The organism is Stenotrophomonas sp. 82F1 (genome assembly GCF_056861525.1).
The window spans coordinates 34913-59795 of the sequence record NZ_JBSPUD010000016.1 but is presented as its reverse complement, the minus strand read 5'-3'; the positions used below and the strand labels follow the sequence as shown (position 1 = coordinate 59795).

Annotated in this window: 25 protein-coding genes and 1 pseudogene; 10 read left to right on the top strand and 16 right to left on the bottom strand. The window is 66.2% G+C overall.

Annotated features, from left to right (window positions below; genetic code table 11):
* Positions 1 to 116 precede the first annotated feature (116 nt).
* Positions 117 to 1148 carry a LysR family transcriptional regulator gene (locus tag AC13GI_RS15235; RefSeq protein WP_025878839.1) on the top strand — a complete coding sequence of 344 codons (1032 nt, stop codon included), beginning with the start codon at positions 117 to 119 and terminating at the stop codon, positions 1146 to 1148.
* 166 nt (positions 1149 to 1314) lie between these two features.
* Here AC13GI_RS15235 and AC13GI_RS15230 read toward each other — a convergent pair whose 3' ends face one another.
* Positions 1315 to 2010, bottom strand: a complete 696-nt coding sequence (locus AC13GI_RS15230; protein WP_089240401.1) for a YiaD family glycine zipper/OmpA-like lipoprotein — start codon at positions 2008 to 2010, stop codon at positions 1315 to 1317.
* Positions 2011 to 2151: 141 nt separating this feature from the next.
* Positions 2152 to 3567: a cryptochrome/photolyase family protein gene (locus AC13GI_RS15225; protein ID WP_099820215.1), complete on the bottom strand. Its 1416-nt coding sequence runs from the start codon at positions 3565 to 3567 to the stop codon at positions 2152 to 2154.
* A gap of 111 nt (positions 3568 to 3678) precedes the next feature.
* Between AC13GI_RS15225 and AC13GI_RS15220 the strand changes: the two genes are divergently transcribed.
* Genes AC13GI_RS15220 through AC13GI_RS15210 form a run of 3 tightly spaced genes read left to right on the top strand, consistent with a single transcriptional unit; the run spans position 3679 to position 4596 of the window.
* Positions 3679 to 4260, top strand: a complete 582-nt coding sequence (locus AC13GI_RS15220) for a hypothetical protein (RefSeq protein WP_099820161.1) — start codon at positions 3679 to 3681, stop codon at positions 4258 to 4260.
* 45 nt (positions 4261 to 4305) lie between these two features.
* Positions 4306 to 4428, top strand: a complete 123-nt coding sequence (locus tag AC13GI_RS15215) for a hypothetical protein (protein ID WP_279324055.1) — start codon at positions 4306 to 4308, stop codon at positions 4426 to 4428.
* Positions 4429 to 4473: 45 nt separating this feature from the next.
* Positions 4474 to 4596 (top strand): hypothetical protein, encoded by a 123-nt coding sequence (locus AC13GI_RS15210; protein ID WP_279324054.1) that lies wholly within the window; start codon positions 4474 to 4476, stop codon positions 4594 to 4596.
* Positions 4597 to 4690: 94 nt separating this feature from the next.
* On the opposite strand, the pseudogene AC13GI_RS15205 reads toward AC13GI_RS15210, so the two are convergent.
* From AC13GI_RS15205 to AC13GI_RS15190, 4 genes and pseudogenes are all read right to left on the bottom strand, one after another.
* Positions 4691 to 4825: pseudogene (locus AC13GI_RS15205) on the bottom strand (inorganic diphosphatase); the annotation flags it as partial.
* Between the two features lie 10 nt (positions 4826 to 4835).
* Positions 4836 to 6185 (bottom strand): purple acid phosphatase family protein, encoded by a 1350-nt coding sequence (locus AC13GI_RS15200; protein WP_099820214.1) that lies wholly within the window; start codon positions 6183 to 6185, stop codon positions 4836 to 4838.
* An 11-nt stretch (positions 6186 to 6196) separates the two neighbouring features.
* On the bottom strand, positions 6197 to 7306 hold the full coding sequence (locus AC13GI_RS15195; RefSeq protein ID WP_099820160.1) for an NHL repeat-containing protein: 1110 nt from the start codon (positions 7304 to 7306) through the stop codon (positions 6197 to 6199).
* Positions 7306 to 9858, bottom strand: a complete 2553-nt coding sequence (locus tag AC13GI_RS15190; RefSeq protein ID WP_482996719.1) for a TonB-dependent receptor — start codon at positions 9856 to 9858, stop codon at positions 7306 to 7308. The genes AC13GI_RS15195 and AC13GI_RS15190 overlap by 1 nt, the downstream gene beginning before the upstream one ends.
* A gap of 152 nt (positions 9859 to 10010) precedes the next feature.
* Here AC13GI_RS15190 and upp point away from each other — a divergent pair, with 152 nt between their 5' ends.
* Entirely contained in the window at positions 10011 to 10643 is a 633-nt protein-coding gene (upp, locus tag AC13GI_RS15185; RefSeq protein WP_025878832.1) for a uracil phosphoribosyltransferase, read from the top strand.
* A gap of 118 nt (positions 10644 to 10761) precedes the next feature.
* Positions 10762 to 11055, top strand: a complete 294-nt coding sequence (locus tag AC13GI_RS15180) for a PsiF family protein (RefSeq protein WP_099820158.1) — start codon at positions 10762 to 10764, stop codon at positions 11053 to 11055.
* A 280-nt stretch (positions 11056 to 11335) separates the two neighbouring features.
* Here AC13GI_RS15180 and AC13GI_RS15175 read toward each other — a convergent pair whose 3' ends face one another.
* The 6 genes from AC13GI_RS15175 to rsmD form a co-directional block, all read right to left on the bottom strand.
* Complete coding sequence (locus AC13GI_RS15175) at positions 11336 to 12223, bottom strand: MBL fold metallo-hydrolase (protein ID WP_099820157.1); 888 nt, start codon at positions 12221 to 12223, stop codon at positions 11336 to 11338.
* 119 nt (positions 12224 to 12342) lie between these two features.
* Positions 12343 to 14070, bottom strand: a complete 1728-nt coding sequence (gene ggt, locus AC13GI_RS15170; protein WP_482996718.1) for a gamma-glutamyltransferase — start codon at positions 14068 to 14070, stop codon at positions 12343 to 12345.
* On the bottom strand, positions 14067 to 14348 hold the full coding sequence (locus AC13GI_RS15165) for a YfhL family 4Fe-4S dicluster ferredoxin (RefSeq protein ID WP_025878828.1): 282 nt from the start codon (positions 14346 to 14348) through the stop codon (positions 14067 to 14069). The genes ggt and AC13GI_RS15165 overlap by 4 nt, the downstream gene beginning before the upstream one ends.
* Positions 14349 to 14480: 132 nt before the next feature.
* Positions 14481 to 14972, bottom strand: a complete 492-nt coding sequence (locus AC13GI_RS15160) for a hypothetical protein (protein ID WP_089240385.1) — start codon at positions 14970 to 14972, stop codon at positions 14481 to 14483.
* A 78-nt stretch (positions 14973 to 15050) separates the two neighbouring features.
* The gene (gene coaD / locus AC13GI_RS15155; protein ID WP_099820155.1) at positions 15051 to 15560 is read right to left on the bottom strand and encodes a pantetheine-phosphate adenylyltransferase; all 510 of its coding nucleotides are present in this window, start codon (positions 15558 to 15560) and stop codon (positions 15051 to 15053) included.
* A 26-nt stretch (positions 15561 to 15586) separates the two neighbouring features.
* Positions 15587 to 16165 carry a 16S rRNA (guanine(966)-N(2))-methyltransferase RsmD gene (gene rsmD, locus AC13GI_RS15150; RefSeq protein WP_482996717.1) on the bottom strand — a complete coding sequence of 193 codons (579 nt, stop codon included), beginning with the start codon at positions 16163 to 16165 and terminating at the stop codon, positions 15587 to 15589.
* Positions 16166 to 16857: 692 nt separating this feature from the next.
* On the opposite strand from rsmD, the gene htpG reads away from it, so the two are divergent.
* Complete coding sequence (gene htpG / locus AC13GI_RS15145) at positions 16858 to 18750, top strand: molecular chaperone HtpG (RefSeq protein WP_482996716.1); 1893 nt, start codon at positions 16858 to 16860, stop codon at positions 18748 to 18750.
* Positions 18751 to 18935: 185 nt separating this feature from the next.
* Here htpG and AC13GI_RS15140 read toward each other — a convergent pair whose 3' ends face one another.
* The gene (locus AC13GI_RS15140; RefSeq protein WP_482996715.1) at positions 18936 to 19238 is read right to left on the bottom strand and encodes a hypothetical protein; all 303 of its coding nucleotides are present in this window, start codon (positions 19236 to 19238) and stop codon (positions 18936 to 18938) included.
* Between the two features lie 132 nt (positions 19239 to 19370).
* Between AC13GI_RS15140 and ftsY the strand changes: the two genes are divergently transcribed.
* The 3 genes from ftsY (at position 19371) to AC13GI_RS15125 (ending at position 22202) form a co-directional block, all read left to right on the top strand.
* Positions 19371 to 20708 (top strand): signal recognition particle-docking protein FtsY, encoded by a 1338-nt coding sequence (gene ftsY / locus AC13GI_RS15135; RefSeq protein ID WP_099820150.1) that lies wholly within the window; start codon positions 19371 to 19373, stop codon positions 20706 to 20708.
* Positions 20709 to 20802: 94 nt separating this feature from the next.
* The gene (gene mutY / locus AC13GI_RS15130; RefSeq protein ID WP_482996714.1) at positions 20803 to 21927 is read left to right on the top strand and encodes an A/G-specific adenine glycosylase; all 1125 of its coding nucleotides are present in this window, start codon (positions 20803 to 20805) and stop codon (positions 21925 to 21927) included.
* A gap of 5 nt (positions 21928 to 21932) precedes the next feature.
* Positions 21933 to 22202, top strand: a complete 270-nt coding sequence (locus AC13GI_RS15125) for an oxidative damage protection protein (RefSeq protein WP_025878821.1) — start codon at positions 21933 to 21935, stop codon at positions 22200 to 22202.
* Between the two features lie 67 nt (positions 22203 to 22269).
* On the opposite strand, the gene AC13GI_RS15120 is transcribed toward AC13GI_RS15125, so the two are convergent.
* The 3 genes from AC13GI_RS15120 to AC13GI_RS15110 form a co-directional block, all read right to left on the bottom strand.
* Positions 22270 to 22719 carry a DUF6491 family protein gene (locus AC13GI_RS15120; RefSeq protein WP_099820213.1) on the bottom strand — a complete coding sequence of 150 codons (450 nt, stop codon included), beginning with the start codon at positions 22717 to 22719 and terminating at the stop codon, positions 22270 to 22272.
* Between the two features lie 196 nt (positions 22720 to 22915).
* The gene (gene lolD / locus AC13GI_RS15115; RefSeq protein WP_089240372.1) at positions 22916 to 23629 is read right to left on the bottom strand and encodes a lipoprotein-releasing ABC transporter ATP-binding protein LolD; all 714 of its coding nucleotides are present in this window, start codon (positions 23627 to 23629) and stop codon (positions 22916 to 22918) included.
* Complete coding sequence (locus AC13GI_RS15110) at positions 23622 to 24863, bottom strand: lipoprotein-releasing ABC transporter permease subunit (RefSeq protein ID WP_099820148.1); 1242 nt, start codon at positions 24861 to 24863, stop codon at positions 23622 to 23624. Before AC13GI_RS15110 ends, lolD begins: the two co-directional genes overlap by 8 nt.
* Positions 24864 to 24883 lie beyond the last annotated feature (20 nt).

Here is a 24883-nt window from a genome sequence, read left to right as displayed (position 1 = left end):
ACGATAGACCTCAAACCCCTACTTGATTAGTCCTGATTAAGGGGAATAATCATCCCGTCCCCGGTCCAATCGTTCTGTCACGATTGCCCCATCCCCGACGTCCAGGATTCCTGACCATGTCCCACGATCTCAACGAGACGCTGATCTTCGTCAAAGTGGTCGAGCAAGGCAGCTTCATCGCGGCTGCCAAATCGCTCGGCCTACCCAAGACCACGGTCAGCCGCAAGGTGCAGGAACTGGAAACGCGCCTCGGTGCGCGCCTGCTGCACCGGACCACGCGCCGCCTCGGCCTCACCGAGGCCGGCTCGATCTATCACGAGCATTGCCAGCGCATCGCGCGCGAGCTTGAAGAAGCCGAAAGCGCGGTCAGCCAGCTGCAGTCCGGCCCGCGCGGGTGGCTGCGCTTCACCGTGCCCTATTCGATCGGCATCACCTGGATCGCACCGCTGCTGGGCCAGTTCCATGCGCAGTACCCGGAGATCCGCCTGGACATGCACATGGGCAACGAGAAGCTGGACCTGATCGCCGGCGAGGCCGATCTCGCCCTGCGCGTGGGTGCCCTGCCCGATTCCAACCTGGTGGCGCGCAAGCTTGGCAGCCTGCGCACGCAGGTGTTCGCCAGCCCGGCCTACATCGAGCGCTACGGCGAGCCGCTGCATCCGGAAGAGCTGCAGTTCCACCGCATCCTGGCCATGCGCAAGCCGTACCACACAGGCAATTCGCCACGCTTTACCTGGCAGCTGGGCGAGAACGGCGGCGAGCTGCGCGACTTCCCGGTGACGCCGCTGATGACGGCCAACGATATGTCGGCGCTGAATGGTGCGCTGGTGTGCGGCGAAGGCCTGCTGCTGACCGGCGACGTGATGGCCAAGCCGTTCGTCGAGTCGGGCATGGTGCGCCGCGTGCTGGCCGGTTGGACCGGTCCGGAAGTGGATTTCAATGCCGTGTTCGCCGGCGGCCGCCTGGTCTCGCCGAAGGTGCGCGCGTTCGTCGATTTCCTGGTGGAGAAGCTCAACTTCGACGCCAACTACATGCTGGCGCAGTGCCCCGGTGCGAAGCTGGCGCGGCAGCAGCAGGAACAGGAAGAAGCGGCGCTGGCGAGCAGCGGCAAGCGGATTCTGGAGAAGGTGGCGGCGTCGGCGGCGTAATCCACAACAATGCCGCGCGCCCATCCTGGTAGATGCCGACCTTGGTCGGCACGGCTTTCCACATGCGCTATCGGCGTGCCGAGCGAGCTCGGCACCTACAAAAAATGCCGCCTGCAAGGGCGGCATTTTGGTTCCGGCTGCGCCGGAACAGCAATAACGCTGCGCGTTATTGCTTCAGAGGAATCACTCGGATCTCGACGCGGCGGTTCTTGGCACGGCCGGCATCGGTGCTGTTGTCGGCAATCGGGTAGGACTTGCCAGCGCCCAGGGTCTCGATGCGCACGCTCTGCACACCCTGGCCGATCAGGTACTGCGCCACCGAATCAGCGCGTTCCTTGGACAGGCGGTTGTTGACCGCGTCGCTGCCGATGCTGTCGGTGTGGCCGACCACTTCGATCATGGTCTGGTTGTAATCGCGCAGGGTGCCAGCAACGCCATTGAGCGAGCCGTAGAACTGCGGCTTCAGCGCCGACTTGCCGAAATCGAAGGTGATGCCGTCCGGCAGGTTCAGCATGATGTTGTCGCCCTGGCGCTCAACGTCGATGCCGGTGTTGGCGGTGCGCTCGCGCAGCGCGCGCTCCTGGCGATCCTGGTACTGACCCACGGCGGCGCCGCTGAGTGCACCGATACCCGCGCCGATCAGCGCATGCTGGCGACGCTCGGTCGCGCTGTCGCCGGTCAGCAGGCCCGCGGCCACGCCGATGGCGGTACCGATCAGGGCATTGCGGCCGGTGCGGTTCTGCTGCTCGGTCGGGTTGCCGTACGGATCACTCTGCACATAGGAGCCGCCGGTGGCGCAGGCCGACAGGACGGCCGCACTCATCAGGGCCAGTGCGACGTTGCGGGTGGTATTGCGGATCATGGTTTTCTCCTTGGTTTCCGGTCGGGCCGGCGGCTTGCGGGCGGCAACGAGGATAAACAGCCGGACGCGATGTCGGCATGATGATCGCAGCGGCCGACAGGGACGTGTTCAGCTAGCTGTCTGGACCGCTCAGCCAGCGCTTTACCCCGCCGCCGACTGACGGTAGGCGGCCAGTGCCGCATCACGGCCTGCCGCCAGGTCCACCAGCGGCGTACGCGGATACCCGGGCGCGCGTTCGGCCAACAGCTGCGGGTGCTGCCAGGGAGCGAACCGCGCCTTCACCGGCAGCGCCGCCAGCTCCGGCACCCAACGACTGATGTAACTCGCTTGTGGATCGAACTTCTCGGCCTGGGTAACGGGATTGAATACCCGGAAATAGGGAGCCGCGTCGGCACCGGTACCGGCCACCCACTGCCACCCCATCGTATTGTTGGCCAGGTCCGCATCCACCAGCGTGTCCCAGAACCAGTGGGCGCCGTGCAGCCAATGCGCACGCAGGTGCTTGCACAGGTAGCTGGCGACGATCATCCGCACCCGGTTGTGCATGTAACCGGTATGCCAGAGTTCGCGCAGGCCAGCATCGACGATGGGCACGCCGGTGTTGCCGCGCTGCCAGTCCTGCAGCTGGGCGGCACTGGGGTTGGCCCAGGGGAAACGGTCGAAACGCGGGTTGAGATTGTCCGTGGGCGTTTTCGGGAAGTGGTGCAGCAGGTGGTAGGCGAAGTCACGCCAGCCGAGCTGGCGCAGGTAGCCGTCGATGTCGGCATCGGTCGCGGCGCTGCGCAGGCCTTCCAGCACGTGGGCAATGCGCCACGGGGCAATTTCGCCGAAATGCAGGTGCGGCGACAGCCGCGAGGTACCTACCCGATCCGGCAGATCGCGCTGCTCGCGATAGCCGCGCAGCGCACCCTCCTCGAACACGGACAGCGCCTCGAGCGCACCGGCCTCACCCGGCTGCCAGTGCTCCCAGAAGCCGGAGTCCCACTGCAACGACGGCGCCAGCTGCAGCGCGTCCAGCGCCAGGCCTTCGACCGTGTGTGCGGTCAATCTGCGCGGCGCCTCCTGCAGGGCCGGCAATCGCCAATGGCTGAGCACGTTGCGCCAGTACGGGGTGAATACCTTGTAGGGCTGACCCTGCTGGGTGGCGATGTCCCAAGGCTCGAACAGCAGGCTGCCGTTGCAGCTCTGCGCATCAATGCCCTGCTCGCGCAGCGTGCGTTTGACGGCGGCATCGCGCGATTGCGTCGCCGGCTCGTACTTGCGGTTCCAGTACACCGCCTCGGCGCCGGTCTGTTGAATCAGCGCCTGCAGTGTCGGCAGGCTGTCGCCGGTGCGCAGCACCAGCGAGGAGCCGCGTGCACGCAGGTCGCCATCCAGCGCTGCCAGCGAGCGGTGGCGCCAGGCGTTCGACGCGGCACCCGGCGCCCAATCGCCCTCTTCGTGCGGGGCGTGGATGTAGACCGGCACCACATCGTGGCCCGCTTCCAGCGCCGCCTGCAGCGCCGGATTGTCCTGCAACCGCAGGTCCCGACGGAACCATACCAACGCTACCGACACGTGCACTGCCTCTCTGTCCTGGTCGGCCATGATAGCCAGTGGCGGTGAAGGCGATGCGTGCGACGGCCTCTGCTAGGCTGCGTGCTGTCCTGCTTCCGCCCTGCCCTCGTCATGGATGATCTTCGCGCAACGTTTGCCCGCTTCGGCACCCTGCAACCGCAACACGCTGATGCGTGGCAGGGACCATTCCCGTTGCCGGACGTGCTGGCCGGATTCTATGCACGCGTCGGCCCGTTCGGTGAGGTATTCAATCCTGCCAAAGGCCCCAGCGGCATCACCGTACCGGGCGTAGAGGTGTGGCTGCCGCCGTTGCAGCGCCTGTGGGCGTATCAGGCGGGCTACCGCTGGAACGGCATCGATGGCGAACCGATCAGCGACTGGCCAGCACACTGGCTGGTGATCGCCGACCGTGGCGCCGATCCCCTCATCCTCGACATCAACGACGGCCGCGTGCTGTTCGCCCGTCATGGCGCGGGGCATTGGGACGCCGACACGTTCGTCGCCGACGTACCGACCTTGATGGCCGCATTGGCGGCGGCGGGCAGCGTTTACCTCGAGGCCGATGAGGACCTGTACAGCGATGACGATGATGGTGGGATCCGTCCCGAACATCGCGAAGCGGCGCTGCGCGCTGTCGCTGCGGTGCTGGGCGACACGGACGAGGCAGAACTGTTCCTGGACGCGCTGCAGTAGATCCACGCCGTGCGTGGATGGTGCACGGGAAGGTTCAATCCACGCATGGCGTGGATCTACTTCATGCCTTCGTTGATCACCCGCCCGTCTTTCTTTCCTGCGGCGCCTGCTTCGGCGCTGCTGAGCGGCACGGACGAGGCAGAACTGTTCCTGGACGCGCTGCAGTAGATCCACGCCGTGCGTGGATGGTGCACGGGAAGGTTCAATCCACGCATGGCGTGGATCTACTCCATGCCCTCGTTGATCACCCGCCCGTCTTTCTTTCCTGCGGCGCCTGTTTCGGCGCTGCTGGGTGGCACGGACGAGGCAGAACTGTTCCCGGACGTGCTGCAGTAGATCCACGCCGTGCGTGGATGGTGCACGGGAAGGTTCAATCCACGCATGGCGTGGATCTACTTCATGCCTTCGTTGATCACCCGCCCGTCTTTCTTTCCTGCGGCGCCTGCTTCGGCTGGGCGGTCAGGAACGGGTGCAGGACCGAATCCGCGGCAGCCACCGCGCTGCCCATCAGCAGCAGGGCAACGGCAATGGCGGCCATCGGAACGATGCGCGGGCGCGTGCTCATCGGTCTGTCCTCACTCCCAGCAGCGGTCGGTGCGGCCCTTGGCGGTCTGCGCACGTGCACAATCACGCGGTGCAATCCGCCCTTCCTGGTGCTCCACCCGCTGCTTGCCGCCATTGTCATCTCGCGTCAGCTCGAAGGCGTCGTACAGGCGTCCGGTAACCGTGCGCGCCTCGTAGCGCAGGTGCTGCGGATCGATACGCAACACCTGGAACAGCTGGGTGTCCTCGCCCACTGGCTCCATCGTCCTGCGCGCCTCGTCCGACAGCCGGTACTGCTTCGGCCCTGCTACGGTCACCACGTACTGCGGCGTTGCGGCCTGCCCTTCACCGCGACGGCCGTAGGTGTGGTCATGCCCCTGCAGCACCAGATCGACCTTGTGGCGTCGCACCACCGGCAGCAGCACCTTGCGCAGGGCAGCATTTTCGCGGCCCTCGCGCGGTGAATAGAACGGCTGGTGCAGCAGCACGATGGTCCACGGCTGCCGGTTGCCGGTCAGCACCTTGTCCAGCCACTGCGCCTGCGCCTTGGCGGTGCCGAGATCCAGCGCTGATGTGCCGTCGACCACGGCCACGCGCACGCCCTGCGCATCGAACCAGTAGCTGGTACCCGCCGCGGCATTGGCACCGTTGTCCGGCAGGGCGAAGGTCACCGGCCAATGACGGCCCAGTACGCGGCGCTCCTGCGGGGTGTCCTCGAATTCCTCGAAATACTCGTGGTTGCCGATCGCCGGCGCCACCAGCGTCTCCTGTGCCAGCCAGCTGGTGGCGGCGAACCACTCGCCCCATTCGCTGTCGTCCATGTTGTCGCCACCACTGACCAGGTCACCGGCAAACAGGCTGATCCGCGCATCCGGTGCGGCCTTCTGTGCGGCCCGCACCACGCGGCTGACATGGCTGACGTTCTTGTTCTGGGTGTCGCCGAAATACAGCAGGGTCAGCGGCTGCTCGGCAGCGGCCAGCGTGCGCAGCTGGTTCCACGCGCTCCAGCTGCCATTGCCCTGTACGCGATAGACGTACAGGGTGTCCGGCTGCAGGCCGTCAATGTCGGCGCGATGATGATGCGACAGGCCGTTCTCGGTCTGTAGCACCTGGGTGGTTGCGCGCAGCTGGCGGATGCCCTCGATGGCCGGCGAATCGTCGGCCAGTGCGATTTCCAGCAGCGGCGACTGCACGCTGCCGTCGGTGCGCCAGGCCACCGCGAAGCCGTGGCTGGGGTCGACCGACGGAGAGGCGACGATGCGGTCCGGCACCGATGCGGCTGCGTAGTAACGGCTACCCGACGGCACCTGGGTGTTGGGCTCGGCCGCCGCCATCGCCACCGATGACAATGCCAACAGCAGGCCGACCGCAAGCAAGCGCATCAAACGCGCGCTCACGAACCGCACTCCAGCGGCAGGGCCAGCTGCTTGGCAATGCTCTCCCAGTCGAAGGCCACCACGCCCTGGTCATCGTGCACCGCGTAGAGAGCGCCGTGCGGGAACCGCGGCGTCGGCTGCTGCATCATCCAGATGCCATCGGTGTTGGCCACGGTATTGCCCTGGAACGCGCCTACCGGCTTCAGCGTATGGCGGTCGAACAGATGGAACACGCTGCGCTGCTTGCCCTGCTCGGTGGTGATCCACCAGCCGTCCTTGCCACAGGTGCGCAGCATCACGCCTTCGGCCTGCGCCTTGAACACGTCGCGGCCGAAGGTAGTGCCGGTGAAGCGCCCCGCAAGGGTATAGACCTTGAATTCGCTGGCGTAGCTTTCGTCCTCTTCGGCGATCAGCAGGCGATCATTGGCCGGATCACCCCAGATCGATTCGACCACGCGCAGCGCGCCGGCTTCGCTGGTATCACCGATGCTGGCCGACAGCGTTGCCTGGACCTTGGTACCGTCGCGGATCACGTGGTACTGGCGCACGCGCTTGTCCAGCTCGGCCAGCGGCGGCAGGATGTCCTTGCCCTGTGCGTCCTCGCCGTTGTCCCAGGAGTCGGTGACGTAGACGCTGTAGCCATCGACCCGGCGGTCCACCCACAGGCCGTAGGGCTTGCGCAGGTCGTCGGCACCGAATGTAGCCAACGGCGTGAAGTCCGGCAGCGAAAGCACCTGCACACGGTGGTTGTCGCGCTCGACGATCCACAGCAGGTCATCGATCACTGCGATGCCATTGGGACGATCGAACTGGCCCAGATCGGTGCCGGTGCTGCCGACGTCACGCAGGTGCTGGCCAGTGCTGCCGTCGTAGACCACCAGCTTGTCGGTGGCCTTGGCCGTGGCGATCAACCAGGTCTTGCCATCCGGTGCCTGCCAGGAAGCCGGCGAATCGATGTTGTCGGCCGGGGTCATCGGGGTCAGGAACGCCTCGGCGATGGTCACCACCTTGCGCTCGACGGGTGCCGCAGCGCCGGCCGCAGCCGGCGCCTTGTCCGCTGCCGGTGTGCAGCCGGCGGCAAGAACGGCGGCCAGCGAGGCGGCCATCAGGGTCATGCCGCGCACCATCACAGTGCCACCTTCAGGCCAACGGCGTAGGTGCGGCCGTACTCTTCCAGCTGCAGGGTGCGCGAGCGCGTGCCCTGGTACAGCTCCAACGGCTTGTCCAGCAGGTTCTGCGCTTCAAAGTACACGCTCACGTTCGCGTTGAACCTGTAGTCCAGCGAGAAATCGAGCTGGGTGTTGGGCGCCACATAGATGTCGAACGCACGGCCCTTGCCGATGCTGTCCAGGTACTCGCTGCGGTACACCGCCGCCAGGCGCGTGCTGAGGCCGTACTTCTCATAGCCGATGTGTGCGCTGTACACGTGCTTGGAGGCGCGCGGCAAGGTGAAGTCCTCACCGGCGCGATCCTCGATGCCGGCGTCGAAGTCGGTATCCAGCCAGGTGCCGCTGGCGCCCACCAGCAGGCCGTCCAGGCCGGCGGGCAGGAAGGCCAGCTGCTGCTGCCAGTTCAGCTCCGCACCACGCACCGTGGCCTTGCGGCCATTGATCGGCTGGGTCACGTCGAAACCGCCGTACGCCGGATCATTGGTACGCACGGTCTGCACGATGTAGCCGTCGATGGACTTGTGGAACAGACCGAGCGAAACGATGCCGCTGCTGCCGAGGTACTTCTCCACCGACAGATCGATGTTCTTCGACTCGTACGGGTCCAGCTCCGGGTTGCCCAGGCGCACTTCCTCGTCGCCACGGCTGTAGCCGACGCGCGGCGAGATATCGCCGAAGGACGGGCGCGAAACGGTCTTGTTGGCCGAAGCACGCAGCACCCAGTCATCGGCCGCGTCGTAGCGCAGGTGCAGGCCCGGCAGTACGTTGGTGTAGCTGCTGTTGGCCACGCGCGGGGTCACGGTGTAGCTGCGGCCGTTGGCAGCCACATCGACCTGGTTGCCCTCGGCCTTGAAGCGGGTGTTCTCCACGCGCACGCCACCGATGATGCGCAGCGCACCGACATCCCACGTGCCCATGGCATAGCTGGCGAAGATGTCTTCACTGGCGGTGTAGTCCTCTTCCAGCGACGTCATCGCATTGGCACCGACGTCCTGCGGACGGGCGCTGAACTGGCCGCTGTTGGCCGCCCAGTACGCGCGCATGGCATCCGAATCCATGCCATCGCCCAGCGTGCCATGACGGTAGTCGGGCGAGCCGGTGGTCCAGCTCGACAGCGCGACCTTCGGGCCGACACGCAGTTCGCTTTCGTCGACGTTGACGTCGCGGTCGCGCCAGCGTCCCAGCAGGCCGAACTTGATGCTGCTGTTGTCGCCGTCGAAGCGCACGTTGACCTGCGCGCTGTGTTCCTTGTCGTTCACCTGCTTGGGCGAGATCACGAAGCGATCGAACGCGTAGTTGCCGTTGTCCAGCCACTGCGGATTGTCGAAGGTGTAGCTGGGCAGGCGGCTGCTCTGGTCCAGCGTGCCGTTGAACGCCTTGCCGTTGAGCTTGAAGCGCGCCTCCATCTCATCGTTCACCCGCTCTTCGGTCCGGGTGAAGCCGAGCTTGTAATCGACCACGGCGTTGGTCAACTTGTTCTCGCCGCCCACGCTGGCCGCGAAGGTGTTCTCTTCCTTGGTGCGGTAACGCATGCGCTTGTCGATGGAATCCTTCGGCATGCCGTCCAGGCGATACTGGTCGGTACCGGTCTTGACCATCTTCGCGTCGTCGAAATTGAAGATCACGCGCTGGCGGGTTTCGGCGTCGTCGAACTGGCTGTACAGCGCACGCAGGTAGTACTTGCTGTCCTCGTTCGGGCGCCAGTCCAGGTTGAGGTTGGCGCCGATGCGCTTGCGCTCGATCTCATACTTGCGGTGCTGCAGGTTGATCGCGGTGACGTCGCCCGGCGCGGCATCGTCTTCGCCGTCGTACTCCACTTCGGTGTTGTCCGATTCGAACTTGCGCTTCTGGTAGTTCACGCCCAGCGCCACGCCGAAGGTGTCGTTGAACACTTCGCTGTAGTTGAAAGCGGCCTTCGGGCTGGTTTCGCCGGACAGCTGCTGGTGGCTGGCTTCGATCTTGCCGCGCAGGCTGCGGCCGTCACGATCGAAGGCCGAGGCCGATTCAACCAGGATCGCGCCGCCGATGGCGTCGCCCGGCATGTCCGGGGTCGGCGACTTGACCACGCGCAGGCGCTCGGTCGAATCGGACGGAATCACATCCAGCGGCGCGGCGCGGCTGGAATCTTCCGGGGTGCCGATGGCGATGCCGTCGACGCTGACGCTGTTGAGGTTGGCATCCAGGCCACGCACCACCACGAAACGGCCTTCGCCCTGGTCACGGGTTACGCTGATGCCCGGCAGGCGCTGCAGCGACTCGGCCACGTTCTTGTCCGGGTACTGGCCCAGCGCGTCGGAGGACACAGCGTCTTCGATGGCGTCGCTGCTGCGCTTGAGGTCAACCGCGCGTACCTGCGATTCCAGCTGCGCACGCACTTCGATGCGGTCCAGATCGGTCGCCGCGCCGCCGCCGCCGGCCCCTGCAGCAGTTTCGGCTGCCAGCAGCGACGGGCTGGCCGTCACCAGCAGCGAGAGGCTGATTGCCAGGCCCAACGTGTTCTTCTTCTGCACAGCTATCCCCAACGGTGTAAAGATTGGGTCAGCACGGTATGTCCGCGAGGTTGCATGGGCATGACACCGGTGGAGCCGGCCTGCCGGCGCCAGCTCGGCAGCACCGCGCATTCCGCTTAAAATGGGGCTCTCCCCTTCTGCCAGACCCTCCCATGAAGATCGTCGAAGTGCGCCACCCGCTGGTGCAGCACAAGATCGGCCTGATGCGCAACGCCGCGCTCAGCACCAAGGATTTCCGCGAACTGGCCAACGAACTTGGCACGCTGCTGGCCTACGAGGCCACCGCCGACCTGGAAACCGAGCCGCACACCCTGCCGGGCTGGTCCGGCCCGGTCACTGTGCAGCGCATCGCCGGCGCCAAGATCACCGTGGTGCCGATCCTGCGCGCCGGCCTGGGCATGCTCAGCGGCGTGCTGTCGCTGATCCCGGCCGCCCGCGTCAGCGTGGTCGGCCTGCAGCGCGATGAAGAAACCCTGCAGCCAGTGCCCTACTTCGAGCGCCTGACCGGCCGCCTGGAAGAGCGTGACGCGCTGATCCTCGACCCGATGCTGGCCACTGGCGGCACCCTGATCGCCACCATCGACATGCTCAAGCGCGCCGGTGCCCGCCGGATCAAGGGCATCTTCCTGGTTGCCGCACCGGAGGGCATCGAAGCAGTGAAGGCCGTGCACCCGGACGTGGAGATCTACACCGCCGCGATCGACGCGCAGCTCAACGACAAGGGCTACATCCTGCCGGGTCTGGGTGATGCCGGCGACCGCATCTTCGGTACCCGCGTGGGCTGAGATCGACCGGGGTCGGAGCGCTTTCGAAAGGAAGTGCTCCACCAGCTCCAGGCACCTTCACGCCGGCTTTGCGGCGACGGGCGAATGCTCCGCGCACCCGCCCTGCCCTGGAGCCACCATGAAAGCATCATTCCTGCTCGCCGCCGCCCTGCTGCTCAGCCTGCCGCTTGCCGCCAACGCAGCCACCCCGCAGCAGCAGCGCATGGCCGACTGCTCGGCCAAGAACAAAGGGCTGAAGGGCGACGCCTACAAGTCCGCGCAGAGCGCATGCCTGAGCTCGCACGCAGCCGCCCCGGCAACCCCCACCACGCCGCAGGAACGCATGAAGAAGTGCAACGCCGACGCCGCCACCAGGAAGCTCGCCGGCGACGCCCGCAAGACCTTCATGAGCAGCTGCCTCAAGGCATCGTAAAAACAGCGAAGAAAGGCCCATCCACGCATGGCGTGGATCTACTGAAGAAAGTCCCATCCACGCACGGCGTGGATCTACTGGCCACCGGAAAACTGTCGAAGGCGGGGCGGTGTCGGATTGCGGGGTGTCAGCCGCATGGATGCGGCTGCCAAGCCTACAGGGACGTACTTGCGGCGTCCCCGCCATCCGACACCGCCCCGCCACCCCACGGATTGGCCGCTGTTGCTGTTGCGGTTGCTTCGGCTTCGGCAGGTGCAGGGCGCAGCCCTGCCGGCAAACCTCACCCCAACGCCCGCGCCTTCAACTCGCCCTGCTCATGCAGCGTAACGAAACGCCCCTTCTCATCCCGCCCGACCTGCGCCAGCGCCACCTGCGGATCATGGGTGAAGAACAGATGCACGTTGCGCGCCAGCTTGTCTTCCAGGAACTGCCGCTTCTCGTCGATCAGCAGCTCGGCATTGCGGTCGTAGCCCATCGTGATCGGCACGTGCACCCACGAACGACCGGGAATCAGATCGGCGCAGAACACCACACCGCCGTGCGCCCCTGCGCCTGCATGGCCCTGCCCCACGATCTCGGCCAGCATCAGCCCCGGCGTGTGGCCGTCGCTGTAACTGAAGCGCACGCTGTGGCCGAGCACCTTCGAGTACTCACCGTCCACCACTTCCAGGCGCCCACTGGCCTGCAGCAGGCCCGGCAGTTCCGGAATGAAGCTGGCACGATCGCGCGGGTGCGGCTGCAACGCGCGCTGCCAATGCTGCGCACCAACCACGTACGTCGCATTGGGGAACAGCAGTTCCGGTTCGCGGCCTTCGCGCCACGCGGCCAGCAGGCCACCGGCATGATCGAAATGCAGATGGCTGAGCACCACCACGTCGATGTCTTCGTGCTCAAAGCCGGCTTCGCGCAGTGAATCGATCAGCACATGCTGGCTTTCCTGCACGCCATAGCGCTCGCGCATGCGCGGATCGAAAAACGCACCGATGCCGGTTTCGAACAGCACCGTCTTGCCTTCCAGCGGGCTCGCCAACAACGCGCGGCAAGCCAGCTCGATGCGATTGAGCTCGTCTGGCGCTGCCCATTTCTCCCACAACGCACGCGGCGCATTGCCGAACATTGCACCGCCATCCAGGCGCTGGGTATTACCGCGGATCGACCATAGTTTCATGGCGCAATTATCGGTCGCCGCTCGTTAAATAATCGCTAGCGGGAAAATGAAAAACCCCGCCGTTGCGGGCGGGGTTCTCAGGTTGCATCCGCCGGGCATGGCCCGGCGCTACCGCCGGATCAGGGAGCCGGCACGACCTGGGCGCTGCCGACCGGGTTGCGCGGATCGCTGCCGCCAAACAGCTTGTTGGCCTTGCGGTCCCACTCCACCGTCTGCAGGTTGCCCCATACGTGGCTGGAACCACGGCCGCCGGCAGCGACCTCGCCCGGCAGGTCGATCTTGTGGCCCATCGCCTGCAGCTGCTTGATGGTGGCGGCGTCGAACGCATTGCTTTCGGCTTCGATCAGATCCGGCAGCCACTGGTGGTGGTAGCGCGGCAGCGCGGCAACCTGCTGCGCATCCAGGCCAGCGTCGTAGCCGAGGATGCCCAGCAGCACCATGGTGATGATGCGGCTGCCACCGGGCGTGCCAAGCACGATCACCTTGTCGTCGTTCTCCATGAACGTCGGCGTCATCGAGCTGAGCATGCGCTTGCCCGCTTTCGGTGCATTGGCGGCGTAACCCATCACGCCAAACGCGTTGGGCGTGCCCGGCTTCAGCGCGAAGTCGTCCATCTCGTTGTTCAGCAGCACACCGGTGCCCTTCGGAATCAGGCCCGAGCCGTACAGCAGGTTGACGGTCTGGGTGGCGCCGACACGGTTGCCGTCACGGTCGATGATCGAGAAATGGGTGGTCTCGTCATCTTCCAGCGGCGTCGGGTTACCCGACAGCAGGTCGCTGGGGGTGGCCTTTTCCGGGTGGATGGTGGCACGCAGGCCCTGCGCGTAATCCTTGCTGGCCAGCACCTTCTGCGGGATCTGCACGAAATCCGGATCGCCGAGGAAGAAGGTGCGGTCACGGTAGGCACGACGCATCGACTCGACCACCAGATGGGTGCGGTGCGCGGCATCCATCTGCTTGATGTCCCAGCCTTCCAGGATCTGCAGCATGCTGGCCAGGGCGATGCCACCGGAGGACGGCGGCGGCGCGGTGGTTATCTTCCAGCCGTTGTAGTTGAAGACGATCGGCGCGCGCTGTTTCACGCGGTAGCCGGCAAGTTCCTCGGCGGTCCACTTGCCACCGGCCTGCTTCACGCCGGCCAGCAGCAGCTTGCCGGTCTGGCCCTTGTAGAAGCCATCGAAGCCGCCTGCTGCCAGACGCTCCAGGGTCTGCGCCAGTTCCGGCTGGTTGAACAGGTCACCGGTGGCGATCGGCTTGCCATTGCGCAGGTAGACCTCGCGCGTACCGGGATAGCGCTCCATCACTTCGCGGCGCGAGGCATAGCCCTTGGCCATGCGCTCATAGACCGGGAAGCCGTCACGCGCGATACGGATCGCAGGCTGCAGCGAGGCCGCCAGCGGCAGCTTGCCGTGCTTGGCCGACAGTTCGACCAGCGCCGCCGGCAGGCCGGGAATGCCGGCCGACCACGGGCCGTTGACCGAGCGGTCGCGGTCCAGGTCGCCCTTCTTGTCGAGGAAGGCCTGCGGCGTGGCTGCGGCCGGTGCGGTCTCGCGCGCGTCCAGCATCACGTCCTTGCCGGTCGCCGCATCATGCAGCAGGAAGAAGCCGCCGCCGCCCAGTCCAGAACTGATCGGCTCGACCACGGCCAGGGTCGAGGACACCGCCACCGCCGCGTCGAAGGCGTTGCCGCCTTGGGCCAGGATGTCGACACCGGCCTGCGTGGCCAGGGCGTGACCGCTGGCGATGGCCGCGCCATCAGGGCGCTCGGCGCGGACCGGGGCATCAGCCCAGGCGACGGGGCTCAGCAGCAGGCCGAGCAACAACAGGGGGCGGGCGAACGGCTTCATTCGGATGGGGGCTCCGCATAGAGTTCGGGATGATCGTGCTGCAGTTGGCGCAGCTTGGCCAGCAGCTCGATTTCGGTTTCGACGATGTCCGGATCGGGGTCGATGCATTCGACCGGGCAGACGACCACGCACTGCGGTTCGTCGAAATGGCCCACGCACTCGGTACAGCGGGCGGGGTCGATCACGTAGATGGTTTCACCCATCGTGATGGCCTGGTTCGGGCAGGCCGGCTCGCATACGTCACAGTTGACGCAGAGCTCATTTATTTTCAGCGACATGGCGATACTCCACGCCCGCGCCTTGGGACAAGGACCGGCCTGCGCGGGCGCGCGGGCCGGTCAGGTCATCAGCGGCGCCCATCACAGGGCGCCGCCCGGGTCGTGCCGCAGCACGACCGCCTCGGCTCGGTCTTACTTGGCTTCGACGAAAATGTACTCGGCACCGGTCGGCTGGACCACGGCCTGCACGCGGGCGTTGTCGGCGGACTGGCCGATGAAGACGACGCGCACGCCCTTCATCGAATCCGGCGAGACGTCCTTGAACACGACCTGGATCATGTCAGCCATCTTGCCCGAGGCCGACGAACCGAAGGCCAGCATGTTGCCCGGCTGCACGCCACGGGCCACGGCCTGGGTCGCGCTCTCGGTCTGGCGCTCGTACTTGGCCTGGAAGTCCGGGTCGGTTTCCGGCGAGAGGTAGTACAGGAACGGGCTGTTGGTGATGTTGCCCATGTTCTGGATGGCCACTTCCTGCAGGTACTTCTTCCAGCCTGCGTCGTCTTCCTTGGCCGGGGCGACCAGCGCCTGCTTGGCTTCGTCGACCGGAGCGGCTTCTTCCTTCTTGCAGGCGGTGAAAGCCAGGGCAAACGAGGCGATCAGCATCGCGCGCATGGTGTTGTTCATGGGTTTCCTCCCGGAATGTTGCGTGTTGGTGTGCGTAATGGGGTGCGTGGTACTACAGGATCTACTGCTGGGCAGGGCTTACGACTGCGCCGACTTCGCTTCGCGGACCTTGCGCAGCGCATCGAGCACGGCGGCCGGCACGAAGCCGGACACATCGCCCCCCAGGCGTGCGATCTCGCGGACCAGCGAGGACGAGATGAAGCTGTGCTGCTCGGCCGGGGTCAGGAACAGGGTCTCGACCTCCGGGATCAGGTGGCGGTTCATGCTCGCCATCTGGAATTCGTACTCGAAGTCGGACACCGCGCGCAGCCCGCGCAGCAGCACGCCGCCCTGCACCGAACGTACAAAATGGGCCAGCAGCGTATCGAAGCCGATGACCTCGACGTTGCTGTGGTGGCCCAGAGCGCCACGCGCCAGCTGCACGCGCTGTTCCAGCGGCAGTGCCGGTCCCTTCGAGGGGCTCTGCGCCACGCCCACCACAACCTTTTCAAACAGCGGCGCGGCCCGGCTCACCAGGTCGATGTGACCGTTGGTGATGGGGTCGAACGTGCCGGGATAGACGGCGATGCGGCGGTTGGCCACGGTCATGGGCGGTTGCAGATGTTCAGATGAGGTCAAAGTGTAGCAGCGGCACGGCGGTACAGGGCAAAGCGCACCTCGCGGGTGCTGCCATCGCGGTGCAGCAGCCATTCCGGGGGCAGCACCGGCACGTGGCTGGCTGGCGACTCGAGGTACAGCCAGGCATCGGCGGCCAGATGCCGCGGCAGCTGGGCCAGCACGTCCTGCCACAGGCCATCGGAGAACGGCGGGTCGATGAACACCAGATCGGCCTGCTGCGCCGGCGCGGCCTGCAGCCAGCGCAGCGCGTCGGTCTGGGCGACCGTGACGTTGTCGCCCGCCTGCAGTTTGGATACGGCCGCGGTCAGATTGCGTCCCAGCTGCGGATCGCGTTCGACCAGGGTGGCATGCGCGGCACCGCGCGAGACGGCTTCCAGCCCAAGCGCGCCGCTGCCGGCGAACAGGTCCAGCACGCGGGCCCCGCCCAGCTTGGGCATCAGCCAGTTGAACAGGGTTTCGCGCACGCGATCGCTGCTGGGCCGCAGGCCCGGCAGGGTCGGCACCGGCAGCCGGGTATTGCGCCAGCGCCCGCCGATGATGCGGACCTGGCCGTCATTGCCACCACGGCCGCTCATCGGCGCCCCTGGCGGGAGGTATTCGAGAATTTCAGCATGAGCGGGATTGTAGTCGTCCGGGCGGCGCCCGGAACCCGCAGAGGCCGAAGCAACGTCAAAAGCTGGTTTCCTGTGGGTTGGCGGGGTGGGTCCGGTTGAGGGGGCCGCTGCAAGTACGTCCATGTAAGCTCGGTCGCCGCATCCATGCGGCTCACGCCCCCTCAACCGGACCCACCCCGCCTTCGACAGTTTCCTGCGATCTGCAGTAGATCCACGCCATGCGTGGATGAAGATCTGTCAGGTATCGAAGGAATTGATGAAATCAGATGCCCAGCCGTTGTCACCGTCACCGGGAAACTGTCAGAGGCGGGGCGGTGTGGGTGGGCAGGACCGTTGGCGCCATGGGCCCGAGGCATGCCTCGGGCGGGTTGGGCAGGATGCCCAACCCCGGTCTTGCCGTGTGCGCAGGACAGCGCACACGAGCAAGGCGCCATCGAGCCCCCAGGGAAGGGTTCACGGCGTGTCCTGCCAACCCACACCGCCCCGCCATCCCATGGAATGCCCGCTGTTGCTGTTGCTGTTGCTGTTGCTTTGGCCTCGGCGGGTGCAGGGCGCCGCCCTGTCCGACCAACCCCTTGATTTCGGGACAATCACCCTTACCCCTTGGCGAGGCCGCACGCGCTGACGCGGCACCGCACATGGAGCCCTACCTGATGACCGAGACGATCCAGACCGAAACCCTTGGCTTCCAGACCGAAGTCAAGCAGCTGCTGCAGCTGATGATCCACTCGCTGTACTCCAACAAGGAGATCTTCCTCCGCGAGCTGGTCTCCAATGCCGCAGACGCTGCCGACAAGCTGCGCTTTGAAGCCCTGACCCAGCCCGAGCTGCTGGAAGGCGACAGCGAACTGCGCGTGCGCGTCAGCTTCGATCCGGCCGCGCACACCATCACCATCGAAGACAACGGCATCGGCATGAGCCGCGCCGATGCCATCACCCACCTCGGCACCATCGCCAAGTCCGGCACCGGCGACTTCCTGCGCCAGCTGTCCGGCGACCAGAAGAAGGATTCGCAGCTGATCGGCCAATTCGGCGTCGGCTTCTACAGCGCCTTCATCGTCGCCGACGAAGTCGAAGTCACTTCGCGTCGTGCCGGCCTGGCCGCCAGTGAAGGCGTGCGCTGGACCTCGCGTGGCGAAGGCGATTTCGACGTTGCCACCATCGACAAGGCCGAGCGCGGCACCCGCATCGTCCTGCACCTGAAGGATGGCGAGCACGACTTCGCCGACGGCTGGCGCCTGCGCAGCATCCTCAAGAAGTACTCCGACCACATCGGCCTGCCGATCCAGATGCCCAAGGAAGGCGCCGAAGAAGGTGCTGCCGTCGAATGGGAAACCGTCAACCGCGCCAGCGCGCTGTGGACCCGCCCGCGCACCGAGATCAGCGATGCGGAGTACACCGAGTTCTACAAGCACGTCGCCCACGATCACAGCGATCCGCTGGCCTGGAGCCACAACAAGGTTGAAGGCAAGCTGGAATACACCTCGCTGCTGTACGTGCCGGGCCGCGCGCCGTTCGACCTGTACCACCGCGATGCCCCCAAGGGCCTGAAGCTGTACGTGCAGCGCGTGTTCGTGATGGACCAGGCCGAGCAGTTCCTGCCGCTGTACCTGCGCTTCATCAAGGGCGTGGTCGATTCCAACGATCTGTCGCTGAACGTCTCGCGCGAAATCCTGCAGTCGGGCCCGGTCATCGATTCGATGAAGGCCGCGCTGACCAAGCGTTCGCTGGACATGCTGGAGAAGCTGTCCAACGACAAGCCCGAACAGTACGCCACGTTCTGGAAGGAATTCGGCCAGGTGCTGAAGGAAGGCCCGGCCGAGGACTACAACAACCGCGAAAAGGTCGCCGGCCTGCTGCGCTTCGCCTCCACCCGTGGCGAGGCCGATGCACAGACCGTGTCGCTGGCCGACTACATCGGCCGCATGGCCGAAGGCCAGGACAAGATCTACTACCTGACCGGCGAGAGCTACAGCCAGGTACGCAACAGTCCGCACCTGGAAGTGTTCCGCAAGAAGGGCATCGAAGTCCTGCTGCTGACCGACCGCATCGACGAGTGGCTGATGGGCTACCTGACCGATTTCGACGGCAAGGGCTTCGTCGATATCGCCCGCGGCGACCTCGACCTGGGCGCGCTGGAAAGCGAAGCGGACAAGCAGGAACAGGAAGCCGCTGCAAAGGACAAGCAGGGCCTGGTCGAGCGCCTGAAGACCGTGCTCGGCGATGACGTGGCCGAAGTGCGCGTGTCGCACCGGCTGACCGACTCGCCGGCGGTGCTGGCCATCGGCGAACAGGACCTGGGCCTGCAGATGCGCCAGATCCTGGAAGCCAGCGGCCAGAAGGTACCCGACAGCAAGCCGGTACTGGAGATCAACCCGGGTCACCCGCTGATCGCCAAGCTGGACGCCGAAGCCGATGGCGCACGTTTCGACGATCTGGGCCGGGTGCTGTTCGACCAGGCTGCACTGGCGGCTGGCGACAGCCTGAAGGATCCGGGTGCGTACGTGGCCCGCCTGAACAAGCTGCTGCTGGAGCTGTCGGCCTGATCGATGCCGGGATCGCCCAGCCTGGAGGGTGCCAACCCCGGTTGGCCCCGCCATTGCCCTGGTAGACGCCAACCTTGGTTGGCGCTTGAAAGGCTGCCCAGCATGGCTTGACAGCGAAAGCGTGCCAACCAAGGTTGGCACCTACCAGAGCCGGTCGGATCAGGCGCGTCCCGGATGCGGTCGGATCAGGCCTGCCGGTCCAGCAGCGAGCCCAGCATCTGGTCCTCGCGGCGGATCAGCGCAGCGTTGGCAGCAAAGGCCACCACCTCGGCCTTGGCAGCCAACAGGTCACCCATCGGCGCGGACGGGTCGGTGTCACCAGTGGAGATCACGCGGGAGTCCACCCCGCCCTGCGCTGCGGCTTCGCGCTGCAGTTGCAGGCGCGGTGCATCCGCAGTCGCCAGGTTGGCCACGTTGTGCGCGGCCACCTGCACACCCCGCTGGGCCGCACGCATCCCGCTGAGGGCAATACCGGTCACATCGTTCATCGGGAGGTCTCCCAGGCCACCCAACGCAGCCTTCCGCACCGGTTAACGGCCGCGCGGCTGCGACCTTGAGTCCACGCCGGCCAGACAGGCCCGGGTGGTAGCATATCCCTCTGATTTCAGCGCCTTTTGCCAATGCTCAGTTTTTTCCGCCGCAAGAAGCCCCAGGACGCCGCCACAGCGGACGCGCCCAAGACCCAGCACTACTCGGCTGAAGAGCTGGCGGCGGCATTCCCGTCGGCCGCGCCGCCCGAGCAGGCCCCGGCCGCACCGGTAGCCCCGCCCGTGGCGGATGCGCCTGTGCCAGCTGCCACGCCCGAAGTCGTCGCGCCCGCAACGTCAGCAGCGCCGCCCTCGCAGGCAACGCTGGAATCGCCGCAGGAAACCACTGCCGAAGCCCTGCCGGAACGCGTGCTGGCACCGGAGAACTTCGCAGCCGAGGCGGCCGCCGCTGCTGCGGTGCTTGCCCCGCTGGCCCCGGTCATCCCCGCGCAGGAACCGGCCGCCCCCGCTGCCGACCTGCCGGTGCTGGTCGATGCCCCGCCCGCCCCGGCCGGCAAGCCCGGCTGGCGCGAACGCCTGCGCAACAGCGCTTTCGCCCGCAGCTTCGGCGGCCTGTTCTCGCGCAATCCCAAGCTCGATGACGACCTGCTGGACGAGATCGAGACCGCACTGCTGACCGCCGACGTCGGCGTTGCCGCCACCACCGAGCTGATCGCCGACCTGCGCAAGCGCATGAAGGCGCGCGAATTCATCGATGCCAACGCCCTGCTGGCGGCACTGCGCGCCGATCTGATCGCGATCCTGCAGCCGGTGTCCAAGCCGCTGGTCATCGACCGCAACGCCAAGCCCTTCGTGGTGCTGACCGTCGGCGTCAACGGCGTCGGCAAGACCACCACCATCGGCAAGCTGGCCAAGCGCTTCAAGGACGAGGGCCACAGCCTGATGTTGGCTGCCGGCGATACCTTCCGCGCCGCTGCCGTGGCCCAGCTGCAGATCTGGGGCGAGCGCAACGGCGTGGCCGTGGTCGCGCAGGGGCAGAACGCCGATGCCGCCTCGGTGGCCTACGACGCACTGCAGGCCGGCAAGGCCCGTGGCACGTCGGTACTGATCGCCGATACCGCCGGCCGCCTGCACACCCAGTCCGGGCTGATGAACGAGCTGGGCAAGATCCGCCGCGTGCTCGGCAAGATCGACGAAAACGCGCCGCACGAAGTGCTGATGGTGATCGACGGCACTACCGGCCAGAACGCGCTTTCGCAGCTGCGCCAGTTCAATGCCGCAGTCAAGGTGACTGGCCTGGTGGTGACCAAGCTGGACGGCACCGCCAAGGGCGGCGTGGTGTTCGCGCTGGCCCGTGAGTTCGGCATTCCGATCCGTTTCGCCGGCATCGGCGAGCGCCCGGAAGACCTGCGCGTGTTCGATCCGGAAGCGTTCGTCGACGCCCTGTTGCCCGAAGCGCTGGGCGCCTGATACACCGTGCAGCCACGCATGGCGTGGCTCTACTGGGTGACTCGCCGCTGCCGTAGTAGAGCCACCCCATGGGTGGCTGCCCCCTGGAGTACCAATGCCCCGCCAGCCGAACGCCAGCGCCATGCCAGCCCCCGAGCACGGCTTCGTCGCCCGCCTGCTGCACTGGTTTGACGACCACGGCCGCCACGACCTGCCCTGGCAGCATCCGCGCAGCCCGTATCGGGTCTGGTTGTCGGAGATCATGCTGCAGCAGACCCAGGTGGCAACGGTCATTCCTTACTTCCACCGTTTCCTGCAGCACTTCCCCACCCTGCCCGACCTTGCCGCCGCCAGCAACGACGCGGTGATGGCGCAGTGGGCCGGGCTGGGTTACTACGCCCGTGCGCGCAATCTGCATGCCGCCGCCAAGCGCTGCGTGAGCGAGCATGGGGGCGAGCTGCCGCGTGATTTCGATGCCCTGCACGACCTGCCCGGCATCGGCCGCAGTACCGCCGGCGCGATCCTCAGCCAGGCCTGGAACGACCCGTTCGCGATCCTCGACGGCAACGTCAAACGCGTGCTCAGCCGCTATCACGGCGTCGAAGGCTTTCCTGGCCTGCCCGCCGTCGAAAAGCAGCTGTGGTCCATCGCTGAAGCGCAGGTCGCGCAGGTACCGGCGGGACGCATGGCCGACTACACCCAGGCGCAGATGGACCTCGGTGCGACGGTCTGCAGCCGGTCCAGACCGGCCTGCGTGATCTGTCCCCTGCAGGCCGATTGCGTGGCACGTCGCGAAGGCCGTACGGCCGAGCTGCCAACAGCAAAGCCGGGCAAGGTGCTGCCCGAACGCGAGGCGGTGGCCCTGCTGCTGCGCGACAAGCAGCAGCGCGTGCTGCTGCAGAAGCGGCCGGATACCGGCATCTGGGCGCAGCTGTGGACGCTTCCGCAGGCCGATGCGGGCAGCGAGCTGCAGGACTGGTTCGACGTGCACGTCGATGGTTCACTGGAAGATGCCGAGGAACTACCGGTGCTGCAGCACACCTTCAGCCACTACAAGCTGCATCTGCAGGTATTGTCACGCCAGGTGCACGGCCTGCGCGTGGAAGAACCCACGCTGCGCTGGGTCGGCGCTGCCGAACTGCCCGCACTGGGCTTGCCAGCCCCCATCCGGAAGCTGCTTGATGGCACCCCCATCAAGACCCCGAAGCAAACCTCCGCGAAATCCCGCAACCACAAGTGAGTGCCATGCCCCGAACCGTCTTCTGCCAGTACGAACAACGCGATGCCGAGGGCCTGGACTTCGTGCCTTACCCGGGTGAGCTCGGCCAACGTGTGTTCAACCACATCGGCAAGCCGGCCTGGACCGCATGGCTGGCACACCAGACCATGCTGATCAACGAGAACCGCCTGTCGCCACGAAAGCCGGAGCATCGCGCGTTCCTGGAAACGGAACTGGTGAAGTTCCTGTTCGAGAAAGACGCCGAGAAGCCTGCCGGCTTCACCCCGGAAGCCTGATCTGGAGGCAGCGCCGGGCCATGCCCGGCGTTCCCGCATCCGCCGGGCATGGCCCGGCGCCACCGGCCTATTTCGCGGACTCTTCGCGTTCCTGCACCTGCGCCTGGCGCAGTTGCTTTTCCTCTGCCCGCAGCGACTTCACGTCCAGCTTGCGGATGGTCTTGATGAAGCACGGCATGCGCGGGCCGCTGGTCGGGTCGCGCACCAGCACCTTGTCGAACGGTGCCGAGACGCGGCCCATGTGACTGGTCAGGCCGATCGCCGGTGCGTAGGACAGATCCGGGCACGGCCCGCTCAGCTCCAGCAGGTAGGCCTCGCTGGGCTTGGTCCAGACCGCCAGCGCACTGTCGCCCAGTTCGGTCCAGCCGTTGAGGCTGCCGAAGAACTGCATGTCCTTCTGCGGTGCCCCGGCGTGGGCACGATACAGCTCCAGCTTCTCGGCACTGCCCAAACGGCCGGTGGTTGCGCAGCCAGCCAGGGCCAGGCACAGCCCGGCGATCAACAACGGGGTCTTCATGGCGATCTCCACGGGGGAACTGTGCCGATCATGCACCCGCCGGGGTGGTGCCGGCGCAACGGCCGGCAGCCCAGTTCAGCCGTTGGTCGGCGGTCCCAGGTCGCTTGCAACCACAGTAGCCGCCAACCTTGGTTGGCGCTTGGCCTGCAGGAGCAGCCGACCAGGGTCGGCATCTACCAGAGCGGGCCCAGCCCGCTCAGACGTCGGCGTGGGCCAGCGCGTGCAGGCGCCCTTCGCGCAGCTCCAGCACCCGGTCCAAGCGCCGCGCCAGCGAGCGGTCATGGGTGACCAGCACCAGGCTGGTGTGACGGGCACGGTTGAGCTCGAGCATCAGCTCGAAGACGGTCGCGGCCGTGCGGTCATCCAGGTTGCCGGTCGGCTCGTCGCCCAGCACGCAGGCCGGGTGATTGACCAACGCGCGCGCCACTGCAGCACGCTGGCGTTCGCCACCGGACAATTCGCCGGGCTTGTGGTCCAGGCGATGGCCGAGGCCGACCGATTCCAGCAGCGCGGTCGCACGCGTACTGGCCTCCGCAACTGCGGTACCGGCCAGCATCACCGGCATCATCACGTTTTCCAGCGCGGTGAATTCCGGCAGCAGGTGGTGGAACTGATAGACGAAACCCAGCGCCTGGTTGCGCAGCAGGCCGCGCGAGGTGTCCGACAGCGCGGACATGCGCTGGCCGGTGACGTAGACCTCGCCCGCAGTGGGCGTGTCCAGCCCGCCCAGCAGGTGCAGCAGCGTGCTCTTGCCGGCACCCGAGGCGCCGATGATCGCAACCGTCTCGCCGGCGGTCACCGTCAGGTCCAGGCCATCGAACACCGGGGTCTGCATGCGCCCTTCAGCGTAGGTCTTGCCCAGCGCTTCGGCACGGATCACTTCATCGCCGCGATTGAAGACCTTATTCATAACGCAGGGCCTCCGCCGGCTGGGTGCGTGCTGCCCGCCAGGCGGGATACAGAGTGGCCAGGAAGCTCATCAACAGCGCGACCAGGGTGATCACCACGATGTCGCTGGTCTGCATGTCGGTGGGCAGGCCGGTGATGTAGTACACATCCTCCGGCAGCAGCTTGATCTTGAACACCGCTTCGATCGCGCCGAGGATGCGCTCCAGGTTCAAGGTCAGGGTAATGCCGCCGATCAGGCCTGCGAGGGTGCCGAAGATGCCGATCAGCGAGCCCTGCACCATGAACACCTGCATCACCCCGCCCGGGGTCAGGCCGAGGGTGCGCAGGATCGCGATGTCGGCCTGCTTGTCGGTCACCAGCATCACCTGCGAGGACACCAGGTTGAACGCGCCCATGGCGATGATCAGCGAGAGCAGGATGCCCATCACCACTTTTTCCATGCGCAGCGAGTGGTACAGGTTGGCGTTCTGCTGGGTCCAGTCGCTGACCCGATAGGCGCCGCCGAGGTTCTGCGCCAGGTCCACGCCCACCTCCAGCGAGCGGTCCATGTCATGCAGTTTCAGGCGGACGCCGGTGGCGCCATCGGAACGCAGTACGCGCTCCAGGTCTTTCATGTTGGCAAAACCCACACCGCGATCGACTTCGTTGTAACCGGCCTCGAAGATGCCGCTGACGGTGAAGCGCTTCATCCGCGGCACCGCGCCGGCCGGCGTGCCCTGCACTTCCGCGAAGGTCACCAGCACCTGGTCGCCGACGTCCACGCCCAGCCAGACGGCCAGTTCCTTGCCCAGCAGCAGGTTGAAGCTGCCCGGGGTCAGGCTGCCGTAGCTGCCCTTGGTGACCTTCTTATCGATCACCGATACCTTGGGCTCCAGCGCCGGGTCGATGCCCTGGATGATCGCACCCTGCACACGCGGGCCACTGATCATCGACTGGATCTCGATGTATGGCGCAGCACCGGCAACGCGCGGGTCCTTGTTGGCCACGTCGACCACGCGCATCCAGTCCGGCATCGGCTCGCCGTCGCGGCTGATGGTGGTGTGGGCGGTCATCTGCAGCAGACGGCTGCGGATCTCCTTCTGGAAACCGCTCATCACCGCCAGTGTGGTGATCAGCACCGTCACCCCGAGCGCGATGCCCAGGATCGATGCCATCGAAATGAAGGAGATGAAGCCGTTGCGGCGCTTGGCGCGCAGGTAGCGCAGGCCAATGGCCACGGGAATGGGTTTGAACATGCAGGCACGCCAGTCGATTC